Annotated in this window: 16 protein-coding genes; 2 read left to right on the top strand and 14 right to left on the bottom strand. The window is 68.1% G+C overall.

Annotated elements, in window-relative coordinates:
* Positions 1-197: 197 nt before the first annotated feature.
* The 14 genes from OG912_RS20130 to eccB form a co-directional block, all read right to left on the bottom strand.
* The gene (locus OG912_RS20130; protein WP_327710561.1) at positions 198-566 is read right to left on the bottom strand and encodes a hypothetical protein; all 369 of its coding nucleotides are present in this window, start codon (positions 564-566) and stop codon (positions 198-200) included.
* Positions 567-779: 213 nt separating this feature from the next.
* Positions 780-1115 carry a hypothetical protein gene (locus OG912_RS20125; RefSeq protein ID WP_327710560.1) on the bottom strand — a complete coding sequence of 112 codons (336 nt, stop codon included), beginning with the start codon at positions 1113-1115 and terminating at the stop codon, positions 780-782.
* Between the two features lie 45 nt (positions 1116-1160).
* Positions 1161-1307, bottom strand: coding sequence for a hypothetical protein (locus tag OG912_RS20120; protein WP_327710559.1), 147 nt, complete (start codon positions 1305-1307; stop codon positions 1161-1163).
* Positions 1308-1376: 69 nt separating this feature from the next.
* Positions 1377-1739 carry a hypothetical protein gene (locus OG912_RS20115; RefSeq protein WP_327710558.1) on the bottom strand — a complete coding sequence of 121 codons (363 nt, stop codon included), beginning with the start codon at positions 1737-1739 and terminating at the stop codon, positions 1377-1379.
* A gap of 85 nt (positions 1740-1824) precedes the next feature.
* Positions 1825-2559: a hypothetical protein gene (locus OG912_RS20110; protein WP_326736802.1), complete on the bottom strand. Its 735-nt coding sequence runs from the start codon at positions 2557-2559 to the stop codon at positions 1825-1827.
* A gap of 12 nt (positions 2560-2571) precedes the next feature.
* Complete coding sequence (locus OG912_RS20105; protein ID WP_326736803.1) at positions 2572-2763, bottom strand: hypothetical protein; 192 nt, start codon at positions 2761-2763, stop codon at positions 2572-2574.
* Positions 2764-2898: 135 nt separating this feature from the next.
* Entirely contained in the window at positions 2899-3663 is a 765-nt protein-coding gene (locus tag OG912_RS20100) for a hypothetical protein (RefSeq protein WP_327710556.1), read from the bottom strand.
* 67 nt (positions 3664-3730) lie between these two features.
* Positions 3731-4936, bottom strand: coding sequence for a S8 family serine peptidase (locus tag OG912_RS20095; RefSeq protein WP_327710555.1), 1206 nt, complete (start codon positions 4934-4936; stop codon positions 3731-3733).
* A 98-nt stretch (positions 4937-5034) separates the two neighbouring features.
* Positions 5035-6537 (bottom strand): WXG100 family type VII secretion target, encoded by a 1503-nt coding sequence (locus OG912_RS20090; RefSeq protein WP_327710554.1) that lies wholly within the window; start codon positions 6535-6537, stop codon positions 5035-5037.
* A 26-nt stretch (positions 6538-6563) separates the two neighbouring features.
* Positions 6564-7028 carry a hypothetical protein gene (locus OG912_RS20085; protein WP_327710553.1) on the bottom strand — a complete coding sequence of 155 codons (465 nt, stop codon included), beginning with the start codon at positions 7026-7028 and terminating at the stop codon, positions 6564-6566.
* 111 nt (positions 7029-7139) lie between these two features.
* Positions 7140-7421, bottom strand: coding sequence for a WXG100 family type VII secretion target (locus OG912_RS20080; protein WP_327710552.1), 282 nt, complete (start codon positions 7419-7421; stop codon positions 7140-7142).
* A gap of 48 nt (positions 7422-7469) precedes the next feature.
* Positions 7470-7817: a WXG100 family type VII secretion target gene (locus tag OG912_RS20075; RefSeq protein WP_327710551.1), complete on the bottom strand. Its 348-nt coding sequence runs from the start codon at positions 7815-7817 to the stop codon at positions 7470-7472.
* Between the two features lie 146 nt (positions 7818-7963).
* Positions 7964-9118 carry a type VII secretion-associated serine protease mycosin gene (mycP, locus tag OG912_RS20070; RefSeq protein WP_327713484.1) on the bottom strand — a complete coding sequence of 385 codons (1155 nt, stop codon included), beginning with the start codon at positions 9116-9118 and terminating at the stop codon, positions 7964-7966.
* 173 nt (positions 9119-9291) lie between these two features.
* Positions 9292-10842 (bottom strand): type VII secretion protein EccB, encoded by a 1551-nt coding sequence (gene eccB / locus OG912_RS20065; RefSeq protein ID WP_327710550.1) that lies wholly within the window; start codon positions 10840-10842, stop codon positions 9292-9294.
* A 318-nt stretch (positions 10843-11160) separates the two neighbouring features.
* Here eccB and eccE point away from each other — a divergent pair, with 318 nt between their 5' ends.
* Both eccE and OG912_RS20055 read left to right on the top strand, forming a co-directional pair.
* Positions 11161-12339 (top strand): type VII secretion protein EccE, encoded by a 1179-nt coding sequence (eccE, locus tag OG912_RS20060; RefSeq protein WP_443061096.1) that lies wholly within the window; start codon positions 11161-11163, stop codon positions 12337-12339.
* Positions 12336-13106: a hypothetical protein gene (locus OG912_RS20055; protein ID WP_327710548.1), complete on the top strand. Its 771-nt coding sequence runs from the start codon at positions 12336-12338 to the stop codon at positions 13104-13106. Before eccE ends, OG912_RS20055 begins: the two co-directional genes overlap by 4 nt.
* Positions 13107-13134: the final 28 nt, after the last annotated feature.

The raw sequence follows: 13134 nt of genomic DNA, 5'->3' as shown, positions 1-13134 counted from the left end.
TGTCCAGGCCGGCAGCGCAATGTCAACACGTGAACCGCCACGGCCCCTCCCAGCGTTTTCAGTCGCCGGACGAACCGGGTAGTCATGCCCGTCATCACTGAGGACATGCTGCACACCGTGCTCCGCCGCCGTGCGCACGGCGAGTCGACTCGTCCCGACGCGCGGTCCCACAAATCGACAACTCGGGACTCGCGGGCTCACAGCTCCTTGATCAATGTCGCGGCCATATCGATCGGGATCCCCGGATACTGGCGCTTGAGCTCACGCAATGCACCGATCCGTCCACCCTCATCCCGAATCTGCCGGAGACCCGGCCCGTCAATGACCTGCCGCAGCTCGTCGACCGATCCGAACGTCTGGATGAAACGCTCCCGCCTTTCGCGCTGCTTGCGGCCGGTCGCATAGCTCTCAGCGGCCAGCACGAGCACGAAGGCCAGCACGACACAGAGCAGAAATGGAAGCACCGACGCATCGGTGGCCGCCCGATGGAAGAGAAGCATCGCCGCTCCGGCGGCCACGATCCCAGCGGCCCAGAGAGCAATCCGCCACCCATACATGACATCCACCTGTCTGTTGATCCGAGAAGCCCACGCGCCCGGTTCCGGGACGCGCACAACCCGGCGTCTCGATCGCGACGCCGGGTTCCGTTGCACGGGGCCAGAATGACGCCCGGCGCTACGTAGAGGGCGGCCCTGCCGGCCCCTGGCAGCCGTCGGGCCCATGACGGCATCCAGGAGTGCCTGCTCCGGCCTGGGCGCCCGCGGGGAGGGCGTGAGCGGTCACAGCGACTGAACGAGCTTCAGGGCTTCGGGCAAGGGGCACCGAGGGAATTGGCGCCTGAACCGGCGGGCAGCCACCAGCAACCCCTTTTCGTCACGGATCCGGCGAAGTTCCGCCTCGTCCGTCACGATCGACCGCAATGCGTCGATGGACCCGAACTGTCCGTACCAGTCCTTCTGGCGCCGCCGCTGCGCGTATCCCTCGGCAAAGCCCGGAAGGAGAACGAACAAGGCGTAAAGAAGGATCGTCAGCGGCAGACTATGCGGCCGAACAGCGAGCACCACATAGAAGCAGGCCAGGGAGGCACACCAAAGCGGTACTCGAATCCAGTACATGTGAAACCATCACCCGTCATTCAGAAGATCCTGCCTTCCCGGCCATCAAGCACTGCCGAGCTTGCCCTCGAAGCAGCTCGGAAGGAGAACGCCCAGGAAGTAGAAGAGCACCACCAAGGGGGTGCTCTCCAGCCGGTGCGAGAACGCCATGTAGAAGCAGGTCAGGGCGGCGCACCAGATCGGCAGTCGCAACCAGTACACGCCGGACGGGGCGAGCCTCTCCTGAGGCCCGCCCTCGCCCGCTCGGGCCCACCTCGCGGCTCACAACGCCTTGACCAGGGTTACCGCTACGTCCAACGGAAGCTGGGGATGCTGGCGCTTGACCTCCCGTACCGCGTTGGCAGGACCCTTCTCGTCGCGGATGCGACGCAGCCCCGGCTCGTCGACGGCCTGCAGCAGGGCGTCGATCGAGCCGAAGTTCTCGACGTACCAGTGTTTCTGCTCCGCCTGGCGTGCACCCTGCTTCCGCCACGCGGCATGCCCCTCGGCCAGCATCGGGCAGGCGATCGCCAGGATCACGCAGAGAATCAGGACCGATTTGGGGAGGTCCGATCTCATCAGGAAGAACGAACACACCAGGGCGACCAGGCCGATGAACCAGAGAACTGCCCGCAATCCGTACATGAAGTGCACCTGCCTGTAGTTCCGATGAATCCATGCGTCCGGTACCGCGCCGGCCGATGGTCCGGCGTCGGACGAACGCCGGAACTCACGGTGCCGCGACGGGCCAGTGGCCGTTGGGGTAGGCGGTCATGTCACGCGCCTCACCCTCGATGGCGGACATCTGCTGGGCCTGCGCACCCAGCAGGGCCAGGAGCGCGGTGACGGCCGTGATGATGTAGCCGATGCTCACCGTGGTGTCGCCGACGATGAGGGCCGCACCCGCCCAGGAGAAGACAACGGAACCCAGCGCCGCGATCGCGCCGATCATGGTCACGATGTACTGGGCCAGGATGACGGCCAGCGAGACGTAGAACGCCAGCCCGGCAGTGGCGCACAGCGCCAGACCCGTGGCGACCTTGTCAGCGGTCGTTCCCATCTTGGCGGCCGCGATGGGCTGGGCCTTGACTGCCGTGGTGTAGGAGGTGGCGGCGTCGCCGGTCCAGTTCTTGAGGGACTGGAGCTGGTCGGCCGTGGTGCTGCCTGCGACGCCCGTGGCCTTCCCTCGGATGTCCGACTGCCAGTCCCAGGTGTGGATCGCCAGGTAGACGGGCGCCGCTATCCCTTGCAGCAGCTCCTTGATCTTGTTGAGGACCCAGGAGGCGGCCTCGATGACCTTGTTCGCGGCCCAGATCAGGGCCTTCGCGATGACATCGGGTACGTACCAGTGGTTCGCGGTCGATTCCGCCTTCGGACCGACCTGGTTCAGCTTCGTCGAGAGTGTCTGGATTCCCGAGGTCAGCTTCTGGGAGGTTGCTTCGTATTGTGCCGCGTTGAAAGCCATTCGATTCCCCGTCTAGTAGGCGTGATCCACGTGCTTCTTCGTGTCGACCTCGTGGTCGTCGTATGCTTTCGCGTTCTTGTACAAGGCCGAGGCGACTGCCGCCATCTGCGTCGCGCCCTCGGCGCTGCGCTCGGAGACCTGGTCGACGACGGCTCCGTAGGCCGACACCAGAAGCTGGAACACACCCGCCTGAAGGTGGTTCATGCGCGTTCCCTCGACCGCGGTGTGAACCGCTTTCATCGCGCCGCTCTGTTCGTCCCACATGGCCGCATCGGTACGCAGTCCATCGGTAATGACTTTGAGATCGGGGTCACCCAATGTCTTCATTCCCTTCAGGAGTTATTCGGCAAGGCGCCGAGGGTCGCTCAGAATGGCCAGTGCTTCGTGCAACAGGCTGTCCAGCTGCAGGTTGGCCACCCCGTCCCCGGCGGTGGTCTCAAGAGCACCGAGTTTGGTGCGGGCATCGGCCAGGGCCTCTTCGAACGCCTGGTTGAGCCCGATGGACGACTGCTTCGTCGCCCACTGAGGGTCCACCTCGCAGGAGACGAGGCCGCCCTTCGTCACGGTGAGAACGACGCGGTGGGCCGTCGACTTGCCGGTGGCCTGCACCGGCTCGGGGACCTCCGTCGCGAGCTGCTCCACCGCGCCGAACGCCGAGAGCACGTCCTCGGTCACCTCGTCGAGACTCCGGGGGACGACGTAACGCAGATCCGGTTCAGGGACTCCCGCTGCCGCCGCGGACGTCGCCGCCGCGCCTGAAGGGCCGGGCGAGGCGCGGGAATCGTCCATCCGGTCGGCCTGGGCCTGCCAGTCCGCCTCGTCGAAGGACCGCGACAGGCCCTCCATCTGTGCGCTCATCGCCGCCCCGTACGCCTCGACGACGACGGCCCCGATGGCCTCGGGCGGCTGCCTGCGCTGCCAGTCCGAGGCGGCCTTGATGAACTCCGGAAGCCCGTCCGATGCCAGCCGGATGGTCACGGCACCCTGGGAATCCGTTCCTTCGGAGCCCTGGGGCATCTGGTTCTGCAGATTCGTCATCATGTTCTGCAGGTTCAGCGCCTGCTGCTGGAAATTCTGCAGGCCCTGTATGAATTCTTCGTTCACGATGCTTCCCTCATGGCCTGTGCACTACAGGTGAGTTCGATTGGGGTGGGTGGGTGATGAAGCGAGGTCAACGCCGGACACCGGCAGTTCTCCGGCGCAACAGGAGCACCGCGCCGACGACGAGCACCGCGCCGACTCCGACGATGATCCAGACGATCGCGCCGGTGCTCTTGCCGTCGTCCGACTTCTCGGAGGCCGCGGATGACGTCGGCTGCTTCGAAGCGGTTGCGGAGCCGGAACCGCCGGACTTCGACGCCGAGGGTGACGGCGACTGCTTCGGGGTCCGGGCGGCCACCAGGGGGTTCACGTCGGCGGGGCCCGGGTCCCCGGCGTCACCGAGGACGGCCAGCCGGGGGCGGACCGTGCCGTAGCCGATGTAGCGGCTGGGGACCTTGCCTTCGGTCGGCTTGGCCGCGGTGTTCATCAGGACGCGGAGGACCTGGTTGCCGGTCCAGGAGGGGTGTTTGGACCAGATGAGGGCGGCGGAGGCGGAGGCGATGGCGGTCGCCTGGCTGGTGCCGCCGCTGTTGCAGTAGCCCGCCTGGCTGCCACCACAAAGGATCGGGATTTCCTCACCCGGGGCGGCGAGAGCCACTTGAGGTCCTGACACCGAGTACTTCGTGACCGAGGACGTCTTGTCTACGGCCGCGATGCCGGCGACGCCGACGCTCGCCGCCGGGTACGCGACACTGTTCTCCTTGTCACCCCTGTTACCGGTCCCGGCAAGAAGCAGCTTTCCACGCTGAATCGCGTAATCCACCGCCTGTTGGATCTGGGTCAACTCGTCCTGTTCGGGCGTGAAGTACTCGTAGGCCAACGACATGTTAATGATCTTGGCTTCGCTGTCGGCGGCATACCGGATGGCCGAGACAAGAGCCGGAACGCTGTTGGTGGCCGATTCCTTGGTGGATCCGAAAACGGTCAGGGGGAGAATGTGTGCGTCGGGAGCGAGGCCCTTCACACCCTGACCATTCACACCGTTCCCAGCGATGAGCATCGCCATGGCGGTGCCATGCCCGTCCACGTCCTTGTGCGCACCCAGTTGCGGATCGACGAAGTTCTTCCCCGGGAGGACCTTCCCCGTCAGTTCTGGAACAGACGGGATCACGCCGGTATCGAGAACAGCGACAGTGATCCCTTTACCGGTGCTGACCTTCCACATCTCAGCGGCCTGCATCCGGTCCAGGTACCACTCCCGGTCTCGCATGGTGTCCGCGGACGCGGCCGGGGCGATGGCGCCGCCGAGGAGGAGCAGGGAACCCAGCGCTGACACCACCGCCGACGCTCGCCTGCGGTGATGCCTGACCGTTGACCTCATGCCACCCACTCGTTCTCTGTGCGCCGTCCACCGTCGCTGCTTTGGAACCGGCTCTAGTCGATCACGGGGGGAACCACACCGTTGTCCCCCGTGCCCCAGGTCTCTTCGTCCTCGGCAAGGTAATCCGGGCTCTCGCCGTCACGTCGCTGCGAACGTCGCCCTGTGCCCTGGGACCCGCCCATCGCACCGCCCATCGGTCCCATCGCCCCACCCGAACGCGTCGATTCACGGACGAGCCCGGTGCCACCCTGGGTGAATTCCCGGCCCGCCCCCGCCTGCGTTCCGCGCGGTGTCCGCACGGTGCCGCCCGGCTCGGTGACCAGGCGCTGCGATCCGCCGAGGCCGTTGGGCCGCCCCACGGAGCCGCCATGACCGCCGGTGCTGCCGCCCATCATTCCGTGACCGGTCACCTGCCTCTCGCCGCCGACCACCAGGCCACGCGACGTGCCCCGGCCCGGGCCGGTCTGCCCCTGCGCGGGCGTGCCGCCGTGGATGCCGGTGTCGGTCCGGGTGGTCATGGGAGGCCGGACGCTTTCCATCCCTCCCCTGCCAGGAGTGATCACGGGGGGCCGGACGCTTTCCACGGGGCCCTTGGCGCCCGGACCGGTGGGGGTGATACGCCCGATGCTGTCTCCGGGCCCGAACGGACCCGGACGCGTGGGCATCACCACCGGCGGAAGAGGTGTCTGATGTCCACCACCCGTCGGACCCTGCGGGGGGAATCCACCCGTGGGCGGGGTCGCGGTAGTCGGCGGGGCCTGCGGCATCGTCACCGTGTCGATGTTCGTCCCCGTGGTGTCCGGGGCCCCAGGCACCGAGTTGACGTGCTGCGGCGTGTGGACGGCAGATGTGCCGTCCGGGGAGGACGGGCTGACGCCATCGGGACGCACGGTGCTGTACTGGTGATCGACCTTCGACGTGTTGCCGCTCGACGAACTCGTCACCGAGTCCGTGCTGCCGGGGACACTTCCAGGAGAGCCGAAGCCCTTCTTCCAGCTGTCGACCGGGCTCTGCGGCACCGCTTCGCTCGGCAACGGCTTGAAGTTCGGCTCCTCCTGCGAGGAGATGGACTGCTGGGCCATCAGGTAGTACGAGGCGAGCTTGTTCATCTGCGGAATGGCTTCGTTCCGCGCCGTCTCGACGGCCTTGAGCCGGGCCTTCTCCTTCGCCTCGTCCGCGTAACACATCGACACGGCGTCAGGGTGGCCCTGGATCACCTTGGCCACCTCGCTGAGGGCCTGGCCGGCCGTCTGCAGCGAGGTGCCCGCGGTGCCGGCGTAGTCGGCCAGCTTCAGGGTCTCCTTGGCGAAGCCGTCGCCCCACTCGCGGAAGGCATCACCGCCCGCGCCCTTCCAGCCGGTGGTGCGGCCGACGTGCTCCTTGAGCTCGGTGCCGATCTTCTCGATCTCGGTCTGCGCGTCGACGAGCGCCGTGCCGCGAGCCATGATCGCTGAGGCGTCGACGCCACTGACCATGTTGAGCATGTCCTGGTAGGACGCGTGCTCGAAGTTGCTGGTGTTGTAGCAGGCGTTGAGTGGTGGCAGTTTCTCGCCCATGGTTATCCCTGTCCCCCGTTCACGTGTTAGAAGCCGTCCTGACCGCTGGACGTGCCCCCTCCGGTATCGCTCCTGTCGCCTCCGTGCGCTCCGGGATCCTTGCCGTCGTCCGGCTTCTTGTAATAGATCTCGGTTCGCTGCTGGATGGCGTGCAGGCGCTCGGATTGTTCCTTGTCGACGTTTTCGTAGCCGCGGTCGGCCAGGTCGACCGTGATGCCCATCGCTTCCAGCTGATCACCGAGCGTCTTGGACAGCAGCTCCAGGCGCGCGTGCACCATGTCGTAGGCGCTGGACAGCCCCATGGCCTCCGGGAACCCGGTGCCGTACGAGGCGGGGGTGACCTTCTGCTCAGTGATGCGGCCGTGCGCGGCCGGCGAAGCGTCGAGCTTCGTGAGCAGCTTGTCCACGCGGATCTTGAAGCTCTGAAGAGACTCGCTGGGCGCTGCCAGATCGGGCGAGGGCGACCCGTCGCCCGGAAGTTCAGGTCTCATGCAAGCACCTCCCCTAAAGTGCCGCGGAACCGCAGGCATGGGTGTGGGATGCGTCGTCCGCATCCCACACCCACATCGTGCCGGTTCCGTCTGGATTCATCTGAGGCTGGGTCAGCCCTGGAAGCGCCGGGCCTGGGCGAGGTCGTTCGCCCGGTAGCCCTCGGTGGCTTCCATGAGCCTCGTCGAGATCGTCAGCAGGGTCTGGTGCATGTGGCTGACCTTGACGTCCCAGCCGCTGTGACGGTCGTAGAACGCGCGCTGCGTCTCACCGTCCCAAGTGGCGACGACGGCCTTGACCTTGGTGTTGAGGTCGTCGAGCTGGGTCTTGATGGTGTTGGCGGTCGTCTTGACCTGGTTCGAGGCTTCGACAACCCCTGAGTACGTAATCTCCATGAAAAGGTCTCCTGATGCGAGGTGAGGGCGGACTGCGTGGGCGGCCTGCTAGGAGGCCTGGAACCGGTCCAGGACGTCGTTGCTGCCCAGGTTGCCGCCGTCGACGCCCTTGAACTTGTTGAGCTGCTCCACTTCCTCCGCGTCGAAGCCGTCACGACTCATCTGGACGGCCTCCTTGGTGAAGTCGAGGAGTTCCTTCAGGTTGCGCACATCGAGGTTGACCTCCGTCTGGAGGCCGTTGTACGCGTTGGCCGCGACACCCTTCCAGTGACCTTCCACGGCGTCGATGACACCGTTCAGGTGCGTGATCCTGCCCTGGAGCGTGTCGTGCATGTGGCCGAGCTCGCGGATGAGGCTGTCAATCTGATCAGCTGAGTGCCTGAGCTTGTCTGACATAGCGCACCTTCCCCCATGAATCGAATGTCGCGGGCTGCCTATGTGTCGCTACCGCGCGTACATCGGACCAAAGTTGTCAATTGTCAGTTTAACTGCGGCCGCCACTCATTCCAACGGACTTGGGCTTAACTTGAGTTGTTGGTTATTCACCTAATTACACGCCTGCGACGGTCTCGCAACACGATCGCAGCACCCGCGATCACTGCCACCAGAAGACCTGTGGTAGCCACCACGTACAGCGCGATCCGCTCGAACCGCTCCTGCCTGGTCTCGCCCAGCTGGAGGGCGATCGGTTCGGGTCCGACGGGGCCGTCCGAGACGGCGCGGTCCGGGGTGGGCGCGTTCACCGGGTGTGCGTCGTCGTTGAGAGCGCGCACCGGATCGACCACCCCCCACCCGATGAAGTCATCGCGTCCCTTGACCGCGCGCTCGGCGGTCTGCTCGATCTGGGCGACCACCTGGGACTGCTTCCAGCCCGGGTGCTTGGCCCGCACGAGCGCGGCGACTCCGGCGACGTAGGGGGCCGAGAAGCTGGTGCCGTTGTCGACGCACTGGCCACCCTTGGGGACGGTGGACACCATGTCGACGCCCGGCGCCGCGACGCCCACGAACGGGCCGGTCTGGGAGAACGGCGCACGCTCGTCGTTGCGGTCCGAGGCGGCCACCGCCAGGACGCCCGGATAGGCCGCGGGATACGTCAGCTTGACCTTGCCGGCCAGACCGTCGTTGCCTGCGGACGCGACCACGACGATGTCCTTGTTCAGAGCCTCGCGCACGGCAAGTGCCAGGTCGGAGTCGTCCCGCAGGGGCTTGACGGTGTCCTGGGAGATGTTGATGACCGTGGCGCGCTTCGCGATGGCGTGGCGGATGGCCGCGGCCATCGTCGCGGCCGTGCCGGTGCCTTTGTCGTCGTTCTGCCGGATCGGGATGATCGTCGCTTCGGGAGCCAGTCCGACGAATCCCGTGCCCGCCCGCGAGCGGGCCGCGATGATGCCGGCGACCTTGGTGCCGTGGCCGATCAGATCGGTGGTGCCGGCGCCGCCGCCGAACTTCGCCGGAGCCTTCGCGCCGCCCTTGCCCTTCGAGGCATCCGGGGCCGGGGCCTGGGTCCCGTCCTTCGACGGCGGGAGGAGATCGGCCCCGGACGCCCGGTCGACAGCGGTCGCCAGCTGGGGGTTCGCGACGTCGACACCGGTGTCGATCACCGCGACCCGGACGCCCTTCCCCTTGGTGTCCTGCCAGAGCCGGTCGAAGACCAGCCGCTGGAGCGCCCAGGGGCGGCCCTTGATCTGTTTCGGCATCGGGAACGTGCACTCACCGCTGCCCTCGGCCTGCGGGACGGAACCCTGTGCCGCCGCGGGTGTCGGGGCGGACACCGGCAGGCCGACCGCCGCCGAGCCCGTCAGGAGCAGCACGACGGCCGAAGAACGGAACCCCTTGCGAGTGATCATCACGCGCTTCCTCCCTTCCGTCGTCAGGAACTCTGTGGCTGTTTGGCGCTGTTGGTGTCCAGCCGCGGCCCCTTGGGCAGGAGCGCGGACCAGTTGTCCGGCACCGGCAGCGGCTTCACGTCCTTGTAACCGAGCCTGATCTGCGCCTTGTTGACCTCGGCAGCCGTTTCCTCCGGGCTCATGGGCGTCGGGGACGCCCCGATCTTGGAGGGGTCCGCGCTGCTGTCGTTGTTCGTCTGCACGGCGTAACGCAGTCCGGTGTCCGTCACGAGGAAGAGCGAACCGGTGGTGGGAGACGCTCCGTTGAACTGCCGGTAGAGCTCACCGCTGCCGGGAGTGACGTACGCGCTGGTCGCCCCGTCCAGGAAGGCGACCGGATACCGGGGGCCGGCCCAGGTGGTCAGTTTCGGCTTTCCCGCCGCGGTGACGCCGTGCAGCACATTGCAGACGGTCCCGGTGCGGGCCGACGTGTCGTTGGCCTGGGTCGGGACCTGTTCCGGCCAGCCGTACTTCGCGTAGAACCCGTCCGGCGAGGGAGTGAAGGACTGCGGTCCGACCTCGATGGCCTGCGCCTTCTGGCCCAGCACCTCCGCCTCCGGACTCGTCAGGAGCAGCCTGGCGACGAGGTCGGACACCGGGGCGACCGACCCCGGCAGGACGACGTACTGCTGCATGCCGTTGCCCGCCACGGCTTTGAGTACGGTGCCCACCTTGTTCAGGGCGGGGTCCAGGCCCGTGACGCCGGCCGGGTCGCCGGCCTTGCCGGGCAGCCGCGGGAAGTCGATGGGCGTGCCGGTGTGAAGGGTGCCCAGCCAGTCCTTGGTGACCTTCTGGGGCTTCGCCCCCTCGCTGAACAGCGAGCGGCGCAGCACCTCGTCCCGGGCCGAGAGCTTGGCGCCGGCGGCGGCGGACCCGATGACGTGCTGTGTGCCGCTCGCGTCCACGAGGTACCGCGTGCCGGTCCCGCCGTCCGCCTCCACGTAGAGGGCTTGGCCGCCGTGGAGCTGCCGCTTGCCGCCCACCTTGTCCGCCTCCCGGTCGGCGAGCAGGAAGACCGCCTTCTGCACGGTCTCACCCGCGCCGCCCGGCTGCTCACAGACCGCCCAGAGCTTGCTCCTGCCCGCGTCGTCGCCGCTGGGCAGGCGGTCGGGTGCGTACGGTATGCCGAGCATCGGACCGCGCTGGAGCTTTCCGTTGTCGAGCTCGGACTCATCCACCTGCATCACCGAGGAACTGTCCGGGTCCAGAAGCAGTTTCGCGGAGGAGAAGTTCAGCACGGGGTGCAGGCGCTTGACTCCGTCGGTCTCCAGGACGACGTATCGGGTCGTCGATTCGCTGCCGACGATGACGTGGGCGCCGGGTTTGTCCCAGCCCTCGGGAACCTTGGGCTTGAAGAGGCCCCAGGCCCCGAATCCCGCCACCAGCAGGGCTCCCACCACCAGGCCGGGCACGACGGCCCGCAGCGGGCGCGGCGCCCCCTCGTCCGTACCGACGGCGGACGGTTGCAGAAAGGCGGCCGTCAGCCGCTTCTTCGCGAAGGTGTAGGCATTGAGTTCGTCCCGCCGTGATGCCATCTGCCCTTTTTCTCCCCGTGGTTATAGCTGCCTCGCGAGCCGCACCCACTATGCCCGCCGACCCTCGTTCACCGCAGTGCGGGTCCATGCTTGGTGAAGCCGTCCGACGCCCCTGCTCGACCGGGCGTACCGCGAACCCCCGTTCGACCCCCTTGTCGCCGGGCGTGGGACAGTGGGCGGTCGCGGGCCGGTGTGCCGAAGGCGGCGGACCGACTCGCAGACGCCGTAGTGCCGTGACACGGAGGGACATACCGGGGGATGAGCAGCGCGACGACTGCAGTAATGAGCGTGCACCCGAAGCCGGGACGTATCGGTGGGGTGCGGTTGCACCAGGTGGTGCTGATGGAGGTCGCCGCCGCGCTGATGCTGATCGCGTGGGTGACGAACAGGGTCCTGTTGGTGCCGATGGGCGTGGTTGCGGCCGGGCTGGTGCTGCTGGCGGTCCTGCGGCGGCGGGGGCGGCCGGTGATGGAGTGGCTCAACGCGGTCATGGCGCTGCGCGGACGGCTGAGGGCCGCGCGACGGCCGTTGTCCGCGGAAGGCGTCGATCCCGCGCTGGCGCCGGTCGTCGAGTGCGAGTCGGCTCTGCGGACGTACACCTACACCGACCGGCAGCGCGAGCGTTCCATAGGCATGGTGGGTGACGGGACGTTCCTGACGACCCTGCTGCTCGTGCAGCCGCGGGACGAACCGCTGCGGATGCCCCGTGCCGCGCGGCCGCTGGAGCTCGGGCTGCTGCACGACGCCCTTGAGGTGGACGACATCCGGCTGGAGTCGGTACAGGTCGTGCAGCACACACAGCCCGCGCCCGGACCGCACGTACCCGAGCAGTCCGCGGCGGCGCGGTCGTACGGGCCGCTCCAGGCCCAGGTCGGCACCCCTGCGACCCGGCTGACATGGATAGCGCTGAAGCTCGACCCGGAGCTGTGCCCGGAGGCGGTACGCGCACGCGGCGGCGGGGTCGGCGGAGCGCAGCGCGCGCTCCTGCGGGCCACGGATCAGCTGGCGAGCCGGCTGGCGGGTGCGGGATTCGACGCCTCGGTCATGACCGAGGCGCAGGTGACCTCCGCACTCGCGACATCGGCCGGGGTGAATCCGCAGGCCACCACGCAGGCGATACGGGCGGACGTGCCGGTGCGGCGCACGACGGAGTCCACCCGTGCCTGGCGCTGCGACGACCGCTGGCACACGACCTACTGGGTCGGCCGCTGGCCCCACCTGGGCGCCGACGCGGCGCCCACGGCACAACTGGTGGCGCTCCTGACGTCGATGCCCGCATCCGCCAGCACCTTCAGCATGGCGGTGTCGCGCGGGACCGGCGGCGCACCGGCCGTCAGCGGCTACGTCCGCCTCACCGCACGCGGGAGCAATGAACTGGTGTCGGTGCGAAGGCAGTTGGAGCGCGCCGCACGAGCCGTGAAGGTCAGTCTCGTACGGCTCGACCGCGAACAGCTTCCCGGCGTGCTGGCCACCCTGCCCCTCGGAGGTACCCGTTGACCACGCATCGAAGGGTGCCCACCGGCGCCCCCGCCCCGGCTGCTCCCGCCCCTCCCGCGGCCCGTCCGGGCAGGGCCGGGTTCGGGCTGCTCGGCCCGCGCCGCGACCGGCATGTGCTGCCCGTGGAACAGCTCGCCGCGCTGTCACTGCCGCTCGGCGACGACGGGGTCGTGGTGGGCGTCGACGCGAAGAGGCAGCCCGCCGTGCTCGGCCTCTTCCGCCCCGTCCAGCTCGATGTCGTGATCATCGGCAGTCTGTGGTCGGCGCAGGCGCTGGCGCTGCGCACCGCCGGCACCGGCGCGCGCGTCGCCGTCGAGACGGCCAGGCCGCAGGCGTGGACGGGGCTCGCACAGGCCGCCGGCGGGGGCCAGCAGTGCATGACGGTGCACGACGTCAAACAGATCGGACCGCAGGGTGCGTCGGTCACCAGTCCCGTCCTGGTGGTGCGGGACTGCGGCATGCGCCCACCGCGCAGCCGGCTGGCGCCCGGACCGTGGCAGTCCGTGCTGACGCTGCTGCCGTTCCTGGGCCCGGCGGCACCGAGGCTGGTCGAGAACGCCGGACTTGTCGGGATCCAACGGGTCTCCCCCGAGGAGTCGGCGGTCCTCGGGCGCATTCTGGGGCTGCCCCGGGTGCAGGCGGAAGCGCTGCCCTCACTCGGTGACGACATGATGCTGTGGTGTACGCCCCAGCACCGCAAGCTGGTCAAGATGGTGCCGACCGACGTCGAGACCGGACTCCTCGGCGGCCCGCGCCGCCTGGACTGACACGCGCCCCGACCCACGCTGTGGGTCC

Origin of the sequence: Streptomyces sp. NBC_00464, from assembly GCF_036013915.1 — a bacterium.
Taxonomy (GTDB): domain Bacteria; phylum Actinomycetota; class Actinomycetes; order Streptomycetales; family Streptomycetaceae; genus Streptomyces.
This window is presented reverse-complemented; position numbering and strand designations above follow the sequence as displayed.

Bases quoted from the DNA above. Each gene is read 5' to 3' on its own strand.
- OG912_RS20105 (WP_326736803.1), bottom strand. From the start codon at position 2,763: ATGAACCACCTTCAGGCGGGTGTGTTCCAGCTTCTGGTGTCGGCCTAC.
- OG912_RS20085 (WP_327710553.1), bottom strand. From the start codon at position 7,028: ATGAGACCTGAACTTCCGGGCGACGGGTCGCCCTCGCCCGATCTGGCA.
- mycP (WP_327713484.1), bottom strand. From the start codon at position 9,118: ATGCCGAAACAGATCAAGGGCCGCCCCTGGGCGCTCCAGCGGCTGGTC.
- OG912_RS20075 (WP_327710551.1), bottom strand. From the start codon at position 7,817: ATGTCAGACAAGCTCAGGCACTCAGCTGATCAGATTGACAGCCTCATC.
- OG912_RS20090 (WP_327710554.1), bottom strand. From the start codon at position 6,537: ATGGGCGAGAAACTGCCACCACTCAACGCCTGCTACAACACCAGCAAC.
- OG912_RS20115 (WP_327710558.1), bottom strand. From the start codon at position 1,739: ATGTACGGATTGCGGGCAGTTCTCTGGTTCATCGGCCTGGTCGCCCTG.
- OG912_RS20080 (WP_327710552.1), bottom strand. From the start codon at position 7,421: ATGGAGATTACGTACTCAGGGGTTGTCGAAGCCTCGAACCAGGTCAAG.
- OG912_RS20125 (WP_327710560.1), bottom strand. From the start codon at position 1,115: ATGTACTGGATTCGAGTACCGCTTTGGTGTGCCTCCCTGGCCTGCTTC.
- OG912_RS20110 (WP_326736802.1), bottom strand. From the start codon at position 2,559: ATGGCTTTCAACGCGGCACAATACGAAGCAACCTCCCAGAAGCTGACC.
- eccB (WP_327710550.1), bottom strand. From the start codon at position 10,842: ATGGCATCACGGCGGGACGAACTCAATGCCTACACCTTCGCGAAGAAG.